At 55.8% G+C, this 17941-nt stretch carries 15 protein-coding genes; 8 read left to right on the forward strand and 7 right to left on the reverse strand.

Annotated elements, in window-relative coordinates; all coding sequences use genetic code 11:
* Positions 1 to 181 precede the first annotated feature (181 nt).
* Positions 182 to 697, forward strand: coding sequence for a hypothetical protein (locus ACJ8IN_RS20955; RefSeq protein WP_060423957.1), 516 nt, complete (start codon positions 182 to 184; stop codon positions 695 to 697).
* 33 nt (positions 698 to 730) lie between these two features.
* Entirely contained in the window at positions 731 to 979 is a 249-nt protein-coding gene (locus tag ACJ8IN_RS20960; RefSeq protein ID WP_033635514.1) for a GlsB/YeaQ/YmgE family stress response membrane protein, read from the forward strand.
* A 36-nt stretch (positions 980 to 1015) separates the two neighbouring features.
* On the opposite strand, the gene ACJ8IN_RS20965 is transcribed toward ACJ8IN_RS20960, so the two are convergent.
* From ACJ8IN_RS20965 to upp, 3 genes are all read right to left on the reverse strand, one after another.
* Positions 1016 to 1666 (reverse strand): DUF421 domain-containing protein, encoded by a 651-nt coding sequence (locus ACJ8IN_RS20965; protein WP_033648818.1) that lies wholly within the window; start codon positions 1664 to 1666, stop codon positions 1016 to 1018.
* Between the two features lie 108 nt (positions 1667 to 1774).
* Positions 1775 to 3064, reverse strand: coding sequence for a uracil permease (gene uraA, locus ACJ8IN_RS20970; RefSeq protein WP_021504398.1), 1290 nt, complete (start codon positions 3062 to 3064; stop codon positions 1775 to 1777).
* A 76-nt stretch (positions 3065 to 3140) separates the two neighbouring features.
* Complete coding sequence (gene upp, locus ACJ8IN_RS20975) at positions 3141 to 3767, reverse strand: uracil phosphoribosyltransferase (RefSeq protein ID WP_004941642.1); 627 nt, start codon at positions 3765 to 3767, stop codon at positions 3141 to 3143.
* Between the two features lie 255 nt (positions 3768 to 4022).
* On the opposite strand from upp, the gene purM reads away from it, so the two are divergent.
* The 4 genes from purM (at position 4023) to ACJ8IN_RS20995 (ending at position 6782) form a co-directional block, all read left to right on the forward strand.
* Positions 4023 to 5060 carry a phosphoribosylformylglycinamidine cyclo-ligase gene (gene purM, locus ACJ8IN_RS20980; protein WP_025303843.1) on the forward strand — a complete coding sequence of 346 codons (1038 nt, stop codon included), beginning with the start codon at positions 4023 to 4025 and terminating at the stop codon, positions 5058 to 5060.
* Entirely contained in the window at positions 5060 to 5698 is a 639-nt protein-coding gene (purN, locus tag ACJ8IN_RS20985; RefSeq protein ID WP_041036249.1) for a phosphoribosylglycinamide formyltransferase, read from the forward strand. The genes purM and purN overlap by 1 nt, the downstream gene beginning before the upstream one ends.
* A gap of 114 nt (positions 5699 to 5812) precedes the next feature.
* Positions 5813 to 6364 (forward strand): spermidine N1-acetyltransferase, encoded by a 552-nt coding sequence (gene speG, locus ACJ8IN_RS20990; RefSeq protein WP_004941631.1) that lies wholly within the window; start codon positions 5813 to 5815, stop codon positions 6362 to 6364.
* Positions 6365 to 6566: 202 nt separating this feature from the next.
* Positions 6567 to 6782, forward strand: a complete 216-nt coding sequence (locus ACJ8IN_RS20995; protein ID WP_060423954.1) for a hypothetical protein — start codon at positions 6567 to 6569, stop codon at positions 6780 to 6782.
* A 119-nt stretch (positions 6783 to 6901) separates the two neighbouring features.
* Here the strand turns inward: ACJ8IN_RS20995 and ACJ8IN_RS21000 are convergent, their stop codons facing one another.
* Genes ACJ8IN_RS21000 through ACJ8IN_RS21010 form a run of 3 tightly spaced genes read right to left on the reverse strand, consistent with a single transcriptional unit; the run spans position 6902 to position 14712 of the window.
* Positions 6902 to 7168 carry a hypothetical protein gene (locus ACJ8IN_RS21000; RefSeq protein WP_049213429.1) on the reverse strand — a complete coding sequence of 89 codons (267 nt, stop codon included), beginning with the start codon at positions 7166 to 7168 and terminating at the stop codon, positions 6902 to 6904.
* Positions 7165 to 12984 (reverse strand): DUF637 domain-containing protein, encoded by a 5820-nt coding sequence (locus tag ACJ8IN_RS21005; protein ID WP_308325958.1) that lies wholly within the window; start codon positions 12982 to 12984, stop codon positions 7165 to 7167. Before ACJ8IN_RS21005 ends, ACJ8IN_RS21000 begins: the two co-directional genes overlap by 4 nt.
* A gap of 60 nt (positions 12985 to 13044) precedes the next feature.
* Positions 13045 to 14712 carry a ShlB/FhaC/HecB family hemolysin secretion/activation protein gene (locus ACJ8IN_RS21010; protein WP_060423953.1) on the reverse strand — a complete coding sequence of 556 codons (1668 nt, stop codon included), beginning with the start codon at positions 14710 to 14712 and terminating at the stop codon, positions 13045 to 13047.
* Between the two features lie 376 nt (positions 14713 to 15088).
* Between ACJ8IN_RS21010 and ACJ8IN_RS21015 the strand changes: the two genes are divergently transcribed.
* Positions 15089 to 16543, forward strand: a complete 1455-nt coding sequence (locus tag ACJ8IN_RS21015; RefSeq protein WP_060423951.1) for an SIR2 family protein — start codon at positions 15089 to 15091, stop codon at positions 16541 to 16543.
* Positions 16540 to 17031, forward strand: coding sequence for a TIR domain-containing protein (locus ACJ8IN_RS21020; protein WP_033635524.1), 492 nt, complete (start codon positions 16540 to 16542; stop codon positions 17029 to 17031). The genes ACJ8IN_RS21015 and ACJ8IN_RS21020 overlap by 4 nt, the downstream gene beginning before the upstream one ends.
* 69 nt (positions 17032 to 17100) lie before the next feature.
* On the opposite strand, the gene pstB is transcribed toward ACJ8IN_RS21020, so the two are convergent.
* Positions 17101 to 17913, reverse strand: coding sequence for a phosphate ABC transporter ATP-binding protein PstB (gene pstB / locus ACJ8IN_RS21025; protein WP_019452422.1), 813 nt, complete (start codon positions 17911 to 17913; stop codon positions 17101 to 17103).
* Between the last annotated feature and the right edge of the window lie 28 nt (positions 17914 to 17941).

Raw genomic sequence — 17941 nt, forward strand, 5'->3', positions numbered from 1 at the left:
AGTGAGCAATGCCTAAGCGCCGCTTGATCGGCTGCGGTGTCCGCCAAGGCAAGAATTGCCCGATATCATTCCCTAACTCCATGCCTGCGCAGGTTAAATTTGTAATTTAAGTAAAATCTGACCTAGTATAGGTAGGCTAAATGCAATCACCATCAACAAGGTTTCTGCAAGGATATAGACGATGAAAGTATGGAATAAAGTGCTGTTGGCCTCCTTTATCGGGTTGTTGGTTGCCGGCTGTGATGACTCGTCCAAGGTTGACGCCAACCTGGATAAAGCCAAAGACAGCGCCGAGCAGATGAAAGACGCCGCCCAGAAAAAAGCGGACGATCTGACGGACAAAGCGAAAGCAACGGCGGATGAAATCAAAAAAGAGGCCGCCACCCAGGCTGACCAGCTGAAAGACAAAGCCTCGGCGATTAAAGATGAAGCTGCCAAACAGGCGGACGCCATCACCAACGACGCCAAGGCCAAGGCCGCCGCGATCAAGGATGACGCAGGCAAACAAAGCCAGCAGCTGGTGGATCAGGCCAAGGCCATCAAGAACGACGCCATCAACGGCGCCAACGATCTGACCGAGCAGGCCAAGGCCAAGACCGAAGCCATCAAGAGCAGCGCCGAAAACAAAGCGCAAGAGTTGAAACAAGAGACCGATGCGGCGGTGAACGGCAATACGCAGCCGGCCACCCAGCAGTAAGCTATTCTCAGCCACAAAAGAAAGGAGCAGTAAATGGGGATTATTTCCTGGATTATTTTCGGCCTGATCGCCGGTATTTTGGCTAAGTGGATCATGCCCGGCAAAGACGGCGGCGGCTTTATCCTGACCATCGTGCTGGGGATCATCGGCGCCGTGGTCGGCGGCTATATCAGCACCTTCTTCGGCTACGGCAAGGTTGACGGCTTCAACTTCGGCAGCTTTGTGGTGGCGGTCATCGGCGCTATCGTGGTGCTGTTCGTGTACCGCAAAATTCGCAGCTAATATGATATTGGGGGGGCTGAGGCTCCCCCTTTTTCACTATTTGACCATGCGTCCGTCATTAAGAATGAACGCAGTTCTACCGTCCCAAAACTCAGCAATAAAAATATCTTTCGGCTCTATACCGTGTTCACGGATAGTTTGGCTCAACCACTCCTCATCTTTATTAATCTCCTGCAGCTCATAAGGCCTGGCCCTGCCATTTTTCATAATGATAATCGAAGGCAGCTCATTTCCCTCACATACCGCGGTGATCTGACCGCCCGGCTCAATTTGCGCATAGACAATCTCCTGAAAGGCGTGAATCCCCTGCGCATGCAGCTGTGAGGAAACGTTCAAGATGTCGATTTTATTTTTCTTGGCTAAAATATTTTCCATCAAAAAGCGGCCGTTTTTTATAATTGGTATCGGGTTGCCGATAGTGACCGAACGAAAGAAGTTGCAGTGTTTACTGATTGCATTCAACAGAGAAATTAGCCCTACACCGATAAGCAGTACAACGACATACTGGTACAAGGGGATGCTATCGCTATAGATAACGCCCCCAATAATGCCCCCGAGCACAAAGTTGCCGATAAAATCCACAGGGGTCATTTGCGATAGCTGGGTCTTTCCGGACAGGTTCAAGTGGGTGATAACAATGACAAAGCCAATAACAAATTTGAGCAAAATATATCCGTAGTACTCCATATCCTTTTCCTTTTAATCGATGTTGTTAATGCTATCAGCTACTTTATCCCAACGGATGTAAAGGCAGAAATACGAGTAAAAAGGGCAGCCCCTGGGCTGCCCTTTTCGTTACTTCTGCTCCGCCGGTTCGTCCGGCGCGTCGAGCACCTCTTCTTCCTTGCGGAACAGGCTGATGACCTTGAATAGCAGGCTCAGGCCGATACCCACGATGGTCGCCAGCGCCATGCCTTTCAGCTCCGCCGCACCGATATGCACCTTGGCACCGCTTACGCCGATGATCAGGATCACCGAGGTCAAAATCAGGTTTTGCGCTTTGTTGTAATCCACTTTGGACTCGATCAGCACGCGAATGCCCGAGGCGCCGATCACGCCGTACAGCAGCAGGGAAACGCCGCCCATCACCGGCACCGGCACCGCCTGGATCGCCGCCGCCAGCTTACCGATGCAGGACAGCAGGATCGCCAACACCGCCGCGCCACCGATCACCCAGGTGCTGTAGACCTTGGTGATGGCCATCACGCCGATGTTCTCACCGTAGGTGGTGTTCGGCGTAGAGCCGAAGAAGCCGGAGAACACCGTCGAAATGCCGTTGGCGAACATCGAGCGGTGCAGCCCGGGATCGCGGATCAGATCTTTCTTCACGATGTTGGCGGTCACCACCAGGTGGCCGACGTGCTCGGCGATCACCACCAGCGCCGCCGGCAGAATGGTGAAGATGGCGAACCACTCAAAGCGCGGAGTGTAGAAGGTCGGCAGCGCGAACCAGTGCGCCTCGCGAATCGGAGTCAAATCCACCACGCCCATGAAGAACGACAGCGCATAGCCCACCAGCACGCCGATCAGGATCGGGATAATCGCCAGGAAGCCGCGGAACAGCACCGAGCCGAGCACCGTGACCGCCAGCGTCACCAGCGAAATGGTGATGGTGGTCGAATCGGCGCTGGTGCCTTCCGCCGGCAGCAGCCCCGCCATGTTGGCCGCCACGCCCGCCAACTCCAGCCCGATGACGGCGACGATCGCCCCCATCGCCGCCGGCGGGAACATCACGTCCAGCCAGCCGGTGCCGGCCTTTTTCACAATCAGCGCCACCAGGCAGAACAGCACGCCGCACATGATGAAACCGCCCAACGCCACTTCGTAACCGAGCGGCAACAGCAGCAGTACCGGCGAGATAAACGCGAAGCTGGAACCGAGGTAGGCCGGGATCTTGCCTTTACAGATGAACAGATACAGCAGCGTGCCAATGCCGTTGAACAGCAGCACGGTCGCCGGGTTGATCTTGAACAGGATAGGCACCAGCACGGTGGCGCCGAACATGGCGAACAGGTGCTGGAAACTGAGCGGAATGGTCTGGAGCAGCGGCGGGCGCTCGCTGACGCCGATGGCGCGACGGGTCATGTGTGCTTTTCCTCGGTTTATTGGTTTTATAGGTTTTAGTCAAAAAAAAGCCGACTCGTTAAGTCGGCTCAAATGTTTACTTGGTACCAAATATCTTGTCGCCCGCATCGCCCAGGCCAGGCACGATGTAGCCCTTGTCGTTCAGGCACTGATCGATGGAGGCGGTGTACAGCTCAACGTCCGGGTGCGCTTTCTCCAGCGCGGCGATGCCTTCCGGCGCCGCCACCAGAACCAGCACCTTGATGCTGTGGCAGCCGGCTTTCTTCAGCAGATCGATAGTGGCGATCATCGAACCGCCGGTGGCCAGCATCGGGTCGACGACCAGCGCCATGCGCTCTTCGATGTTGGAAACCAGCTTCTGGAAGTACGGCACCGGCTCCAGGGTTTCTTCGTCGCGGTATACGCCCACCACGCTGATGCGCGCGCTCGGCACATGCTCCAGTACCCCTTCCATCATGCCCAGGCCTGCGCGCAGGATCGGCACTACGGTAATCTTTTTCCCTTTGATCTGATCCACTTCAACTGGCCCGCACCAGCCTTCGATGGTGACTTTTTCCGTCTCCAGATCGGCGGTCGCTTCATAGGTCAGTAAACTACCCACTTCTGAGGCCAGCTCACGGAAGCGTTTGGTGCTGATGTCATTTTCGCGCATCAGGCCAAGCTTGTGTTTTACCAGCGGGTGTTTCACCTCAACGATCTTCATCATTTTTCTCCTATTAAGGTGGTTGCGGCCAAAAAAATCGCGGGATTATACCTCCTTTTTTTCGCCGCGCCACCCACAATAGCCCGATCGGGATCAACAAAAGTTTGAATATCAGTATAGATGACGAAAAAGCGGAGCCGGTTCACAAGCCGCTCGCAAACGTTTGCCTGCGCTGTTAGAATTGCCGCGCCTTATTCCGGAATCAACATCGGAAGCACAGTTTTCAAACCGCAAACCGTCGTGGGGAATCGCGCAGTGACCGACAAAACCTCTCTCAGCTATAAAGACGCAGGTGTCGATATCGATGCTGGCAACGCATTGGTAGACCGCATCAAAGGTGTAGTTAAACAGACCCGTCGCCCGGAAGTGATGGGCGGTCTGGGCGGGTTTGGCGCCCTGTGTGCGTTGCCGCAGAAATACCGCGAGCCGGTGCTGGTTTCCGGTACCGACGGCGTGGGCACCAAGCTGCGTCTGGCGATGGATCTGAAACGCCACGACACCATCGGCATCGATCTGGTGGCGATGTGCGTCAACGATCTGGTGGTTCAGGGCGCCGAGCCGCTGTTCTTCCTCGACTACTACGCGACCGGCAAGCTGGATGTGGACACCGCGGCCAGCGTGATCACCGGCATCGCCGAAGGCTGCAAACAGTCCGGCTGTGCGCTGGTGGGCGGCGAAACCGCTGAAATGCCGGGCATGTACCACGGCGAAGATTACGACGTGGCCGGTTTCTGCGTCGGCGTGGTCGAAAAATCCGAGATCATCGACGGCAGCAAAGTGCAGTCCGGCGACGCGCTGATCGCCCTGGGCGCTTCCGGCCCGCACTCCAACGGCTACTCGCTGGTGCGCAAAATCCTGGAAGTGAGCAACACCGATCCGACCGCCACCCAGCTGGAAGGCAAACCGCTGGCCGACCACCTGCTGGCGCCGACCAAGATTTACGTGAAGTCCGTGCTGGAGCTGATCGAGAAGGCGGACGTACACGCCATCGCTCACCTCACCGGCGGCGGCTTCTGGGAAAACATTCCACGCGTGCTGCCGGAAGGCATGCAGGCGGTGATCGACGAAGCCAGCTGGCAGTGGCCGGCGGTGTTCACCTGGCTGCAGCAGGCCGGCAACGTCAGCCGCCATGAAATGTACCGCACCTTCAACTGCGGCGTAGGCATGGTCATCGCCCTGCCGGAAGCCGAAGTGGAAGCGGCCATCGCGCTGCTGACCGCGGCAGGTGAAAAAGCGTGGAAAATCGGTAAACTGACCGCCTCTTCCGACGAACAACAAGTGGTCATCAACTGATGAAAAAGATCGTGGTGTTGGTCTCCGGCCAGGGGAGCAATCTCCAGGCGCTGATTGACGCCTGCCAGCAGGACCGCATCGCCGCCGAGATCGTGGCGGTGTTCAGCAACAAGGCGCAGGCTTACGGCCTGCAGCGCGCCGAGGCGGCGGACATCGCCACCCAGGCGCTGGATGCCAAGGCCTACGCCGATCGCACGGCGTTCGACGCCGCGTTGGCGGACGCCATCGACCAGTACCAGCCCGATCTGGTGGTGCTGGCCGGCTACATGCGCATCCTCAGCCCGCAGTTCGTGCAGCGTTATGCCGGCCGCATGCTGAACATCCACCCTTCCCTGCTGCCGAAATACCCCGGGCTGCATACCCACCGTCAGGCCATCGACAACGGCGACAGCGAACACGGCACCTCGGTGCACTTCGTGACCGAGCAGCTCGACGGCGGCCCGGTGATTTTGCAGGCCAAGGTGCCGATTTTCGCTGACGACGAAGAGGATGACGTGGTTGAACGGGTGCAAACCCAGGAACACACGATCTATCCGCTGGTGGTGAGCTGGTTCGTCGACGGCCGCCTGGCGATGCGCGATGGCGCCGCCTGGCTGGACGGCGAACGCCTGCCTGAGCAGGGCCACGCCGCCGACTGATGCGCGCAGCCTGAACCTTGCCTAAACGGCGCCCACGCGGCGCCGTTTTTTTTTCGCCTTCATCCATTCTGTGAAGTTATACTTTGCACAATTTCACGGCACAGAGGAGCCCACATGTCCAGCACTGCCAGCGTCAGGTTACGCCCATTGGAACGGGACGATCTGTCGTTCGTCCACCAGATGGACAACAACGCCAGCGTTATGCGCTATTGGTTTGAAGAACCTTACGAAGCCTTTGTCGAGCTTTCCGATCTCTACGACAAACACATCCACGATCAGAGCGAGCGCCGCTTTATCATCGAGCACGAAGGCGCCAAGGTCGGCCTGGTGGAGCTGGTGGAGATCGATCACATCCACCGCCGCGCAGAGTTCCAGATCATCATCGATCCCGCCCACCAGGGCAAAGGCTATGCCAGCACCGCCGCCCGCCTGGCGATGGACTACGGCTTCTCGGTGTTGAACCTGTACAAGCTGTACCTGATCGTCGACAAAGAGAACCCGAAGGCGATCCACATCTACAGCAAGCTGGGCTTCAACGTGGAAGGCGAGCTGATCGACGAGTTCTTCGTCAACGGCGAATACCGCACCGTGCTGCGCATGTGCATCTTCCAGCCGCAATACCTGGCGAAGTTCAAAACGCCCAATGATAAGCCGCTGGTGAAGTGACAATTAGCGAGAAAAAATAGAAAACCCGCGCAGGCGGGTTTTTTATTGGGAAATAAGTGGCTAGTATTAAGGCATGCTATTTTATCGTCAGGAAATAGCCTGATGAATACGGAAATAAATAATATCTCCCGAGATAATTAATCGAACAATAATTAATGGTGATAGTAAGAGTTACCCTCTGCCTCTACAAAGGAAAAATATAATGACGACCATCTCAAACCTGCTGCTTTTTATCGGTCTGGTCATGTTCGCCATAACCGCCGGCCTGAATACCTATAGCGGCTACACGCCTGCAGATCCCAATAGCGCCCCGCTGTTTTCCCCGCTCTGGTGGACGCGCTGGTTCCCGCTCTACGCCTCGGGCGCTGCGTTGCTGTTGATAGGGCTGGTATTGCGGGTTTCGGGGCGGGGACGATAAAAAAACAGAAACGGCTCCGAAGAGCCGTTTCCATACGTGGGTCAGCAGCCTCCATAAACGGTATTATTTACCTATTTATGATGCATAGCACGTTGCTGAAATAGGGGCGAAGCCATTTCCTAACTTATTTCCTTGATAATATTCTGTACGATAGGTGTAACAGCTGCTGTCAATTTTTCATTGTCAATAGTGAAGATCAAAAGTTCAATATCGCTTTCCGCATCAAGTAGCAACTGTCGTAACCATTTTTCCTCTATCGCTACAATACTGTTACCTGCGTTATCTATTTCTGATTGAACTTCAGCCACAGATAGTTTTCCCTCTAAAAAGGCCACACAGGAAAACCTAAGTTTTTTAATTACATCGGGATAAATCCACTCACTCATTTTTCACTCCTACGAAGGATTGTGATTATGATGTTACCATTGTTTTCAGTAACCACACCAATGTCACCAGCCCGATAAATTGTCCTTTGAATACCATTGGATATGCTTGTTTCAGTAACACCTGTTTTAATTACATGTTCAACTATATTTGGAGAAATGGTTTTTCCAGGTCCAATGGTTCCTGCTGGGGAACCTAAGCTTGTTGGTTGCATTCGGTCAACGGCATGTTGAGAGTAAAGACGATCACCTATACGTGCGTATTGACGTCCATCAACTGTTTTTTTCGGATAATTTTGCCAAGAGTCCCACGGAAGTTTCGTCTCACTTTTGGGCATGCGGTCTAGAGCAATTAATGTGTTTTTCTCGGCAGCTTTGGAAGTAGCTTTAAGCGTGTTACTAGTTATTTTTACACCCAGCTTACCTGCACCGGCGGCCCCAGCAAACAGCCCTAGCCCGGCCATCGTCAGTTTACCAAACTCCAGACCTGCACCAAAAGCGCCATCCACGCCGGCATGTTCGTACTTCGTCTTGAATGTCTCGATCCGCCCCAGGTATTCCTGTTTCACACTCTCTCCGATAATCGAGAATCGTTCATCGTTCTTTATCAGAGCTATTAATGCATCCGCGGCCTCGCGTGGATTACTGGCCACGGCGACCAAACCATCCACCGTATCGCTGATTTCAACCGGGATGCCCGAGACTACACCTGCCGCAAAGGCGCCATCCTGGGTATGGCTCGTTATTCCCCAGTTCGCCAACACAACCGCTTTATCGAGCGGCGATTTCGCGGCCGCCAAATCTTTCTCCATCAATTCTTGCTGTTTGTGGCTGAGATAGTTGTATCGGAACGCATTCTCACCACCGGTGGCGCCACTGTAAGCACCATCAGACTTGCCGGTGAAGACTGCGCCTGCGGCTGCGCCCAGCACTCGTGCCATCTGCGCCTGCTGTTCCGATTTCTTCTGCCACTCCTCCGGCTTGATGATATTGTCGCCCAATATCACCCCGGCCAGCTCCGCCGCCAGCGCCCCTGCCGCTGCGCCTTTGGCATTGCCCTTGCCGATTTCTGCGGCCACGCCCGCTAGAACGGCATGGCTTACGGCTCGGCCCGGTATATTGAGAACCTGACCGTTATCTCCAATCAGATTGGCGCCCTCGGCCTGAACCTGGCTGCCGATGTTCGCCAGCAGCGCATTGGTCAGGTTGTCCTTGAAGCTGCCGCCGTTGATGGCGGTATTCAGGCTGGAGCTGATGACCGATTGCCCGGCCACCCGCTGCGCCACCTTGCTCCAGTCACCGTTGCTCAACTGCGGCAGTTTGACGTTGTTTGGATTGAGCGGTTTGCCCGCCGCGTCCTTGCTCCAGCCCATCGCGCTGTCGAAACCGTTGAGCGCGCCGCCGATCGCCATCGCCGTGGCGGTCGCCTTGACGTTCTCATTGCTACCCAGCGCCTGCAGGGTTTTTGACAGGTTGCCCTGGTTCTCCACCAACGCCACCGCCGCCTGGGAGGCCAGCGAAGACATCCCGGCGGTGACCGCACCGCTGGTTACCGCCCCGCCGCCCACGGCGCCGGAAACGCTGGAGGCCGCCGTGGCCGCCAGTGAACTGCCTGCGGTCACCGCCGCTGCCGCAATGGCGATCACCGCCGCCACCGCCGGGTTCAGGTGCTGGCTCTTGTAATCCCAGCTGTCGTAAGCGTCTTTGACCTTGCTCCACTGCACGTCGTTGCGCTTGTTCAGATCTTTGACCCAGGTGGTGCCCGGCGTATTGCCCAGGGCGTCGATGGCGCTTTGCAGCGCCTGGCCGTTTTTCACCTTCACATCGGCGCTGACGCCCTTGGCGGCCTCTACGGTCAAGGCGCCACCGGTATGAATGCTCGGCAGCACCCACTTATTGTCTTCGTACCCTTTATTGGCCTGCTTGATAAAGAAGCCTTTCGAATTGCTGACGGTCTGTTCGAAAGAGGTGTTTTTCACCGCGCGGAAGTTAACCTGGCCACGGGAGCTGGTCAGGCGTGCGTTTTGCCCAGCGGCGATTTTGCTGGCTTCATAGGTGCTGTCGTCGCGGCTCATCAGCGTGATATTGCCGGCGGCGGTAAACTCGGTAACCTTGTTGGTCACGTCGTGGCGGGTCTGCTTAACCTCGGTTTTCTTGCCCCACCATTTGCGCTTGGTTTCCTTTTTCTCGTAATGGCTGGACTCTTCCATCGCCTGGGCGTAGAGATAGCCACCCTTGGCGGCGATATCCATATTGCCGACACGCCGAGCCTCTGCCTGGTTGTGGGCATCGACCTGGGCTTTTTGTTTGGCCTCGTCCGCCCCTTTGCTTTTCGCCTCGTTGCGGGCGGTTGCCAAGCGTGATTGAGCGCCATCGCGATCTTGCGTGGCCTGAGTAAGGCGCTGTTGCGCGTTATTGAACGCTGATTGCTCGGCATTTATTTCATTCGGAAGGATATTCGCACGCTTCTCTTTTTCCAAGAGTTCATGGGTGATGCCGATACCCTCGGCAGCGAGGGCGGCACTTTGTTGCCATAAACCCCAATCGTTAATTTCCATTAACTTGCCATGCTTGGCGGAAAATTCCTGAGTCTTCCTTAAATTATCTGCTTGTCTTTGTCTTAGCGTATCAATGTCACGCTGCAACGTATTAAATTCATTGCTTTTACTGTTTTTCGCTTGTTCAGCCCGGCTCTTGTCCTGCAGAGCCTGATTGATACGCTGCTGTGCATTTTGAAGCTGCTGCTCTGCAATGGCTATCCGGCTTCCCCAATCCGTCACCGCCACCGACGGTTTCCAGTTCGCCCCTAATCCTTTAACCACCAGTTTGGTCGCCTGGAACAGAATGCTGCCGCCGGAAATCACCGTCATAAGGCCGCCGGCATTCAGCTCGGTGCCCTGCTGAGTACGGGTTTCGGTGAACTCGTTGCCGCCCTCGCGGTAAGTGTGATTTTGCACCGCCTCGAAACGCATATCGCCGCCGGAGGTCAGCGTCATGTTGGCGCCGGAGGTCAGCCTGGCGCCGTAAGTCAGCAGTTGGTTATTCGCCGACGCGGTCAGGTTTTTACCCGCGCTGAGGGCTGTGACCACATGGCGGTCGTCTTTGTTGTTGTCGTTGGCGGCATCAATGGCGGAATAGGCCAGGTTCGACAACCATAGATTCTGCCCGGCCAGCAGCGTGATATTGCCGTTAGCGGAGAGCGCGCCGCCCTGGGTGCCGATGTCGCGGGCCGAGTTAATCAGCAAATTGCCGCCGGCGTGTACCCGGCTGCCCAGTTCAGGCGTGCGGGACACAGGGAAAAGCGCATTGAATCGGCCGTCAAGTTCACGGTAGTTAAGATCGGCGTTATGGGCGGCTAACAGCGTAACGTCCTTGTCCGCATTAATCTTGGCGCCGCGGAGCGCCAGATAGCCACCGCTATTGAGCAGAACCGAACCCGTTGCCCTCATTTGGCCACTGGCCAACAGCTGGTTGAAGTATTCCTGCCGTTTAGCCGGAGAAACCGGCCCCCCCAATAGCGCCCCCTCCAACAACGCGCTGTTTTTTACGATTGCAATGCTGCCGTTAGCCGTCATGGCGATATTGCGACTTTGCGGCGCCAGCAGCGTATTCAGCAACGTAATGGTACTGCCAGCCGTGAGAGACAGATCGCGTGAAGCCTCAAGGCTGCCCAACCAACGCGAACCGTCAGGGCGGAAGTAGTGAGGTTTCTCGCTGGAATGTATCTTTATCTCACCGTTTTTGGCGTTTAGCGTGACGTCCTGCCCTTTCAGCTCACTTTGCCAGGCGTCGATGGCGTTGACCGCCGTCAGAGACAGCTCTTTTCCGGCGGCCAAAATGCCTTGCCCAAGAACAATCCGATCTTCGGCAATCGCGGTGATATTGCCGTCGGCACGAATCGCATCAGTACCGACGATGTTTTTGGCATGCAGTAGAACATTCCGTGCCTTTAGCGACTCTGGCCTGCCGGAGGTGACCACTTCATTCAGCTGATTTTCATGAGGCGTCGGCGTACTGATCTCTATCTTATTTTTAAAATCTGCAGTGAGATTATTGCCGGCGGTAATCGATGATTTTTGCTGCCCCTTTGCTCGCCAGACGACAAGTTCCTGCTGCTTGGTATAAGGCGCTTTTTCCGTGACATACAGCAGATCCCAATCTCCGGGAGGCGCATCTTCGTCACGGGCAAACGCCCCAACGCCAAACGTGTTCGTTCCCAGACGCCAGTACCGATCTTTCTGGCCGAGTTGAATGCTCTTTACGGTAAAATCGTTCCCCGTCAGGATCAGATCTTTGGCCGCGCTGATATTCGACTGATCGTTCCATAACGTTGTCGCGTTGATATAAGCGTTGTTGCCTGAATTTATCACCCCCGGCGCCTGCGATTTCACCAGAAGATACTCGTCTTTCCCCACATTAACCTTGTCGCCTTTCGACAGGTTGATTTCGCCAAACCAACTGCCGATGCCAAAGTCCTTCAGTTCAGGCTCCAGCAGCACAATAGCGTCAACACCTTGCCGTGAGTCGTAATAACTTCCTACCAAGGATTTATTGAACGCTTTAGAGTTAGCGGGAGTATTTTTCCAAACGGCTTGAACCTCTTGCCTGACATTGTTCAAATTCTCCGTGCGTATAACCAAGTCACCGCTGTTGGTCTGAATGCGTGCAGAGCGGTTTTCTATCTGTTTGGCTTTATTCCCCTGAGCGTCTTTCTGAATCCAGAGATTATTGTTGCTATGCAATGCGGTGTTGTCGCCATCACGTAGTGCCACATTGCGTACCGTATCGGCAAACACCCGCATATCGCGATGCGCCGTAACATTGCCGTTGTTATTGAGCGTATCGGCAGCCATTGTCACGTCACGTTCACCGCGCACCTTAACGCCCGATGAGATATGAATTTCCCTGGCGCTGGCGTTCAAGTCTGTCGCTGCCTGTGTATTGCCCAACTCAATCCGCCCGCTAACGCTCAGCGTAATATCCCGCTGTTTGCTGGTGAGGTCTTTCAGGTTAACCCCCACCCCATTCTCGTTGGCCACCAGGCGGATTTTGTTGGCGTACATGCCGCCCAGTGCCTTGGTGTCCACCGCCAACACTGGTTTGGCGCCTTCGCCGGCGATCGGCTTGATGGTGCCGTCTTTAAAACTGATGCGGTTAGCGCCCTGGGTCAGCGACAGGTTTTGCGCGTTGATTTTGCCGTTCAGCTCGGTGGCGCGGCTGATGATGTCAACATAGTCGGCGCCGCTGCCGTCCAGCCCTTTACCGCCGATGGTGACGCCGCCTTTTTTCACCTCCAGCGCCTCCAGCGCGCCCTGCTTGTCGAACTGCGGTTTGCCGGTGGTCAGCGTCACGCCCGGCGCGTTAATAAAGCCGCAGCCGTTGCAGGTTATGCCATTTGGGTTGGCGATCATCACGTTGGCCTTACTGCCGAACACCTCGAGCTTGCCCTGCAGCTCGGAACGACTGCCGCCGATCACCTCATTAATGATCAATTCCGCCGGCTTTCCCTTCAGGTAGGTGTTGCCCTGCGCGCTGTAGATTTCCACGCCCAGCTGCGTTTTGCCCCCGTGCGTGGCGTTATTCAATACGGCGCCCTGTGGCCCAACGTTGAAATCTTTATAGGTGTTGTGGGAGATACCCGCCCCGTTCGGCGTAGCGATATTCACCACCGGCACGTCGCCCGGCTTGATAACCACCTGCGTATTGCCGTTAGCGGCGGTAATGCCGGCGGCGAACGCCGGGTGCAACGGCTGGAAAGCCGTCAGGTAGATCAGCAAATAGCTGGCGCCCCGCGCCAAAGGGGAAGTGGACTTATCCATATTCATTCCTTCGAAAGGATGTTGTTTTGAACGCCGAGGCGCTCCTGCTGTGTGCTGGCGTTATAACGTGACGGTGGCTTGCCAGTAGGCCACCCAACGATCCGGTTGCAGGCTGCCTGGGTGCGTCAGCGGTTTACCGACGGTGACCGCCTGATTGAACCAGCGGCCGCTTAGCGTGGCCCCCAGAGCCGCGCCGGCGACGCTGCCGCCGTCTATCAGCCCGGCGCGCCCCTGCAACCAGCCGGCGTCTAACGCGCCGGTGAAAGAAAGCTCCCCCAGCCCCGGCAACGTCTGCCATTGCCAGTTGAGTTCATTGCGCCAGTAGGCGCCGCGATTGCCGGTCAGGTACTGCTCTTTAAAGCCACGCACCGAGTATTGCCCGCCAATGGAAATGCGCTCGCCGGCATACAGGTTGTCTGCGCTGGTTTGCCCATAGGCCGAGGTCAGGTAGTAGAGAGAGGGGGCGAGCGGATAAAAGTAGCTGGCGCTGAGGCCAAGCTTGCGGAACTCGCTGCGCGGCGCCCCGTCGCGCTCAGGATCGTCGGCGGTGGCGCCCAGCATGCGCAGCCCGCGGCTTACCGTCGGGTTCAGCGTCATATAGCCGCCGCCCGCAGCCGCACTGTAATTGAGGCCCAGGCTGGCGACGCTGAGCGTCGGGCTGCTGACGCCCAACCGTTCCCCCGCCAGCTTATTTTCCGTGGTGCGCCGCGCCAGCCCGATATCGACGGCCAGCTTGCGTTTGCCATCCCGCAGCAACGTGCGGTTGGCGCCCAGACGCTGGGTCTGGTTGTTGCCCTGATAGCGGTAAGCCGCGCCGTTGAACGGCACCCGCTGGAAAAAATCGTTCCAGGCGTACTGGTAACTGAACAGCCAATAGCCGTAGGGTAAGGTGACGCCGCCGTTCAGGCTGCGGCTGCGGTGATGCGGGCTGAAATCGTTATTGCGCGCTGCGGAAAGCGACCATTGATCGGCGAGGCGCAGCGGGTTATCCAGCGTGAAGGCGGCGTTCATCTGCCCGGTGCCGGTGCTTTTCTGGCCGCTGTTATCGGCGCCGAAAGAGAAAGAGACAGGCGCGCGCCGGGCACCACGCAGCAAAACCACGTTGGAAAAGCCGGGTTGTTCGCCGGGTTGAATATCGATAGCCACCTGTTGCGATGGCAGGCGGTTGAGCTGCTCCATGCCCTGCTCAATATCGCGCAGATTCAATACGTCGCCAACCAGGCCGGGAAACGCCATTTTCAGCGCCAGCGTCTGCTCGCCGTTCTGCGTGATGGACTCGATTCGCCCTTCGCTGGCGCTCACGGTCAACACGCCGCGGGAGATATCCTGCTCCTGCAGCCAGGCCTGCGAGGTGACATAGCCGCGTTGCAGATAAGCATTGGTGGTTTCGCGCACCAGACGGTTGATGTGCTCTAGCGTCAGGCAGCGCCCCTGATACGGGCGAGCCAGGCTTTCCTTCACCGACCAGGAAAGATGTTCGGCGCCCTGAAAAACGATTTGCCTCACCGGCTGGCAAACCGCCCCTGCGGCGGCCGACACAGGCAGCGGCAAGGCCGGCAACTCAACGTTATTTTGCAGCGCCTCGCGTTGCTGCTGCGCCTGTTCCAGCAACGTTTTCTGCTGCTGGGTAATGCTGTCGCGGTCAGCAGGGCTGGTGATTTCCGCACACCACGCCGGAGCGCAGAGCGCCAAGAGTGCAGGCCAAATCCCGGGCTTCCATGCACACATTTAAACACATCCATTTACGTTAGTTTACATAGCCTATCGAAGTATATACATTTTACGCCGACGATCAATGATAATGAGAATTGTTTTTGTTTGATCGGGTTCACAACGTGGTTAAACATCAGGAATATATTTTGTCGAGCTTGCCGCCACATTTCCTGATGGCGGATATTATTACCACATGAATTAAAAACCCAAATAATTGCCAATAATAAATTCAAGAGTTAAATAACACGCACAATATCGCTAAAAATAAAAAATAAAGTTTACAAAATTAACCCGCCGTCTTACCGTGATATTTTGTTTAATGCAATTATTCATGAAAGCCATAATTTACAACTAACCAATCAAGAACCTCGAACAATATCAGGATTTCCTAATGCCAGAACGTGATATAGAACTGTTTATTCGTGATTACGTTAATGATATCAAAGCCGGCAGCGCCGCGCTGTTTGCCGGCGCCGGGCTGTCCATACCCGCCGGCTTTGTCAGCTGGAAAGAGCTTATCGGTGATATCGCTTATGAATTGGGGCTGGATATAGAAAAAGAAAGCGACCTTATTTCTCTGGCTCAATATCATCTCAATGAAAAAGGCAACCGGCATAAGATAAATCAAAAAATAATTACAGAATTCGCTGAGCAAGCGGAAGAAACTGAAAATCATCGGATCATTGCCAGATTGCCGATAGCGTCACTCTGGACAACCAACTACGACGATCTGATTGAAAAAACCTATGCCCGTTATAATCGCGTCTGCGACGTTAAAACCACGCCGGAAAGTCTGACCAACAATATTCACAAGCGCGATGTTGTCTTATATAAAATGCATGGTGATTATAGAACACCCAACCAGGCGATTATCACCCGCGAACAATACGAAACTTACTCCCGTACACACCTTCCTTTTATCAACATGCTGATGGCGGAGTTGACCGCCAAAACCTTCCTGTTTATCGGTTTCAGCTTTGAAGACCCCAACCTGCAATACGTATTGAGTCGCCTTTACGCGCAGTACGGCGAAGGGAAAAGAAACCACTTCTGCATCATGCGGCGCGTTCAGCCTGGCGACAGCGGCTGCGAGGATCAGGCGTCTTATGATTACAACAGCCGAAAACAAAGCCTGATGATCAACGATCTACGCCGTTACGGCATTCAAACGCTGCTGGTGGAGGACTATCGGCAAATCACCGACCTGCTGTATGCCATCGAAACGCAATTCAAGAAAAGCACGGTGTTTATCTCCGGCAGCGCCGACAACTACCACCCCTATGCCCGTGAAGAGTCCATCCAGTTCATACACCGCCTGGCGCGCCTGCTTATCCGCAAACAGTACCGCATCGTCAACGGCTTCGGTTGGGGCGTGGGCACGGCGGTGATCAACGGCGCATTGGAAGCCATTTACGCCAGCGGGGGGAAAATCAGCGAAAGCCAGCTGGTATTGCGCCCTTTCCCCCAATTCGCCAGCGGGGGCATTACGCTGCCGGCACTTTGGCACGAATACCGCCAGAACATGATTTCGCTCAGCGGCATCGCGGTTTTTTTGTTCGGCAACAAGCGTAACGCCGAAGGCGAATGCGTGCTGGCCGACGGTTTATTGAAAGAGTTCCACATCGCTGCGGAACAAGGCTGCGTCTGCATTCCTATCGGTTGTACCGGCGGCGCATCCGCCGAGATCTACCGAAAAATCAAGGAGGAGATGAAAGACACCCTCTATCACCGCCATCCCGTCGCCATGAACCTGCTGGATCAACTTAACGAGCCGGGCAGCCTGGCGGAGAAGAAAACATGCCTGTTGGCACTTATCGATATCATTACTAAGGATAATCCTCGATGACCAGAAAATGTTTTTACAGTTTCCATTATGAGCCGGACAACTGGCGCGCTTCTCAGATACGCGAAATGGGCTCGCTGGAAGGTAACCGGCCGGCCACGGATAACGATTGGGAGGAAGTGAAAAAAGGCGGTGACGACGCCATCGCCGCTTGGATCAAAGGCCAGTTGGACAATCGGAGCTGCGCCGTGATTCTCGCGGGTAAAGATACCGCCAATCGCAAGTGGATCAACTTCGAAATCTGTGAAGCCTGGAAGAAAGGCATGGGCGTGCTGGTGGTGTATATCCATAACCTGAAAGACAGCGCCGGCGAACAAGCCCGAAAAGGCAACAACCCGTTGGATCATATCAAGCTGGGGGATAGAAAGCTTTCCGGAATCGCCAAAGCCTATGATCCGCCTTATTTGACCAGCGCCAATGTCTATAATCACATCAAGGAAAATCTGGCGGAGTGGGTAGAAGAAGCGATCCGCATTCGCGAAAATTACTGACGGCCGCCCTAAAGACGAAAGGCTGCATTATCCCGCAGCCTTTCGTTCGCTAGGGGTGCGGCACGTCGCTCACCCATACCGCCCGGTAATATAATCTTCGGTGCGGCGCTGGCGCGGCGAGGTGAAGATGGCGTCGGTGTCGTTGTACTCCACCAGCCGCCCCTGATGAATAAAAGCGGTGTAGTCGGAGACGCGCGCTGCCTGCTGCATGTTGTGCGTCACCAGCACCACGCTGTAACGCTGTTTCAGCGCGGAAATCAGCTCTTCGATGGTCAGCGTGGAGATCGGATCCAGCGCCGAGGTCGGCTCGTCGAGCAGCAATACTTCCGGTTCGATGGCGATGGCGCGCGCGATCACCAGGCGCTGCTGCTGGCCGCTGGACAAGCGGAACGCATTTTCGCGCAGCCGATCCTTCACCTCATGCCACAGCGCGGCGGCGCGCAGCGAACGCTCCACCGCCTCATCCAGCAAGCGCCGGTCGCGCACGCCCTGCAAGCGCAGGCCGTACACCACATTTTCATAGATCGATTTCGGGAACGGGTTCGGCCGTTGGAACACCATGCCCACCCGCCGCCGCAGCGCCGCCACGTCGATCTGTGCGCCGGAGATCGCCGCGCCGTTCAGCTGCAGATCGCCCTCGATGCGGCAGTTGTCCACCAGATCGTTCATGCGGTTGAAACAGCGCAGCAGCGTCGATTTGCCGCAGCCCGAAGGGCCGATCAGGGCCGTCACCCGGTGCTTCGGAATGCGCAGCGAAATGTCGTGCAGCACCTGTTTGTCACCATAAAACAGGTTCAGTCCGTTGACCGCCAGCGCGGTCTGTTCATCGTCGAGATGCTGGACATCCAGCCGGGGCAAACTGCCTGGCGTCATCAAACCCATTACGCACTCCCCAAAAATAGCGTCATTG

The sequence above is a fragment of the Serratia sp. CY31944 genome, from assembly GCF_052169175.1.
GTDB classification, from domain to species: domain Bacteria; phylum Pseudomonadota; class Gammaproteobacteria; order Enterobacterales; family Enterobacteriaceae; genus Serratia; species Serratia sarumanii.

Excerpts from the sequence above, each read along its gene's own strand:
- ACJ8IN_RS20960 (WP_033635514.1), top strand. The coding sequence starts at position 731 with ATGGGGATTATTTCCTGGATTATTTTCGGCCTGATCGCCGGTATTTTG.
- ACJ8IN_RS21015 (WP_060423951.1), top strand. The coding sequence starts at position 15,089 with ATGCCAGAACGTGATATAGAACTGTTTATTCGTGATTACGTTAATGAT.
- ACJ8IN_RS21010 (WP_060423953.1), bottom strand. The coding sequence starts at position 14,712 with ATGTGTGCATGGAAGCCCGGGATTTGGCCTGCACTCTTGGCGCTCTGC.
- pstB (WP_019452422.1), bottom strand. The coding sequence starts at position 17,913 with ATGGGTTTGATGACGCCAGGCAGTTTGCCCCGGCTGGATGTCCAGCAT.
- ACJ8IN_RS20965 (WP_033648818.1), bottom strand. The coding sequence starts at position 1,666 with ATGGAGTACTACGGATATATTTTGCTCAAATTTGTTATTGGCTTTGTC.
- uraA (WP_021504398.1), bottom strand. The coding sequence starts at position 3,064 with ATGACCCGTCGCGCCATCGGCGTCAGCGAGCGCCCGCCGCTGCTCCAG.
- purN (WP_041036249.1), top strand. The coding sequence starts at position 5,060 with ATGAAAAAGATCGTGGTGTTGGTCTCCGGCCAGGGGAGCAATCTCCAG.
- speG (WP_004941631.1), top strand. The coding sequence starts at position 5,813 with ATGTCCAGCACTGCCAGCGTCAGGTTACGCCCATTGGAACGGGACGAT.
- ACJ8IN_RS21000 (WP_049213429.1), bottom strand. The coding sequence starts at position 7,168 with ATGAGTGAGTGGATTTATCCCGATGTAATTAAAAAACTTAGGTTTTCC.
- upp (WP_004941642.1), bottom strand. The coding sequence starts at position 3,767 with ATGAAGATCGTTGAGGTGAAACACCCGCTGGTAAAACACAAGCTTGGC.
- ACJ8IN_RS21020 (WP_033635524.1), top strand. The coding sequence starts at position 16,540 with ATGACCAGAAAATGTTTTTACAGTTTCCATTATGAGCCGGACAACTGG.
- ACJ8IN_RS20955 (WP_060423957.1), top strand. The coding sequence starts at position 182 with ATGAAAGTATGGAATAAAGTGCTGTTGGCCTCCTTTATCGGGTTGTTG.
- ACJ8IN_RS21005 (WP_308325958.1), bottom strand. The coding sequence starts at position 12,984 with ATGGATAAGTCCACTTCCCCTTTGGCGCGGGGCGCCAGCTATTTGCTG.
- ACJ8IN_RS20995 (WP_060423954.1), top strand. The coding sequence starts at position 6,567 with ATGACGACCATCTCAAACCTGCTGCTTTTTATCGGTCTGGTCATGTTC.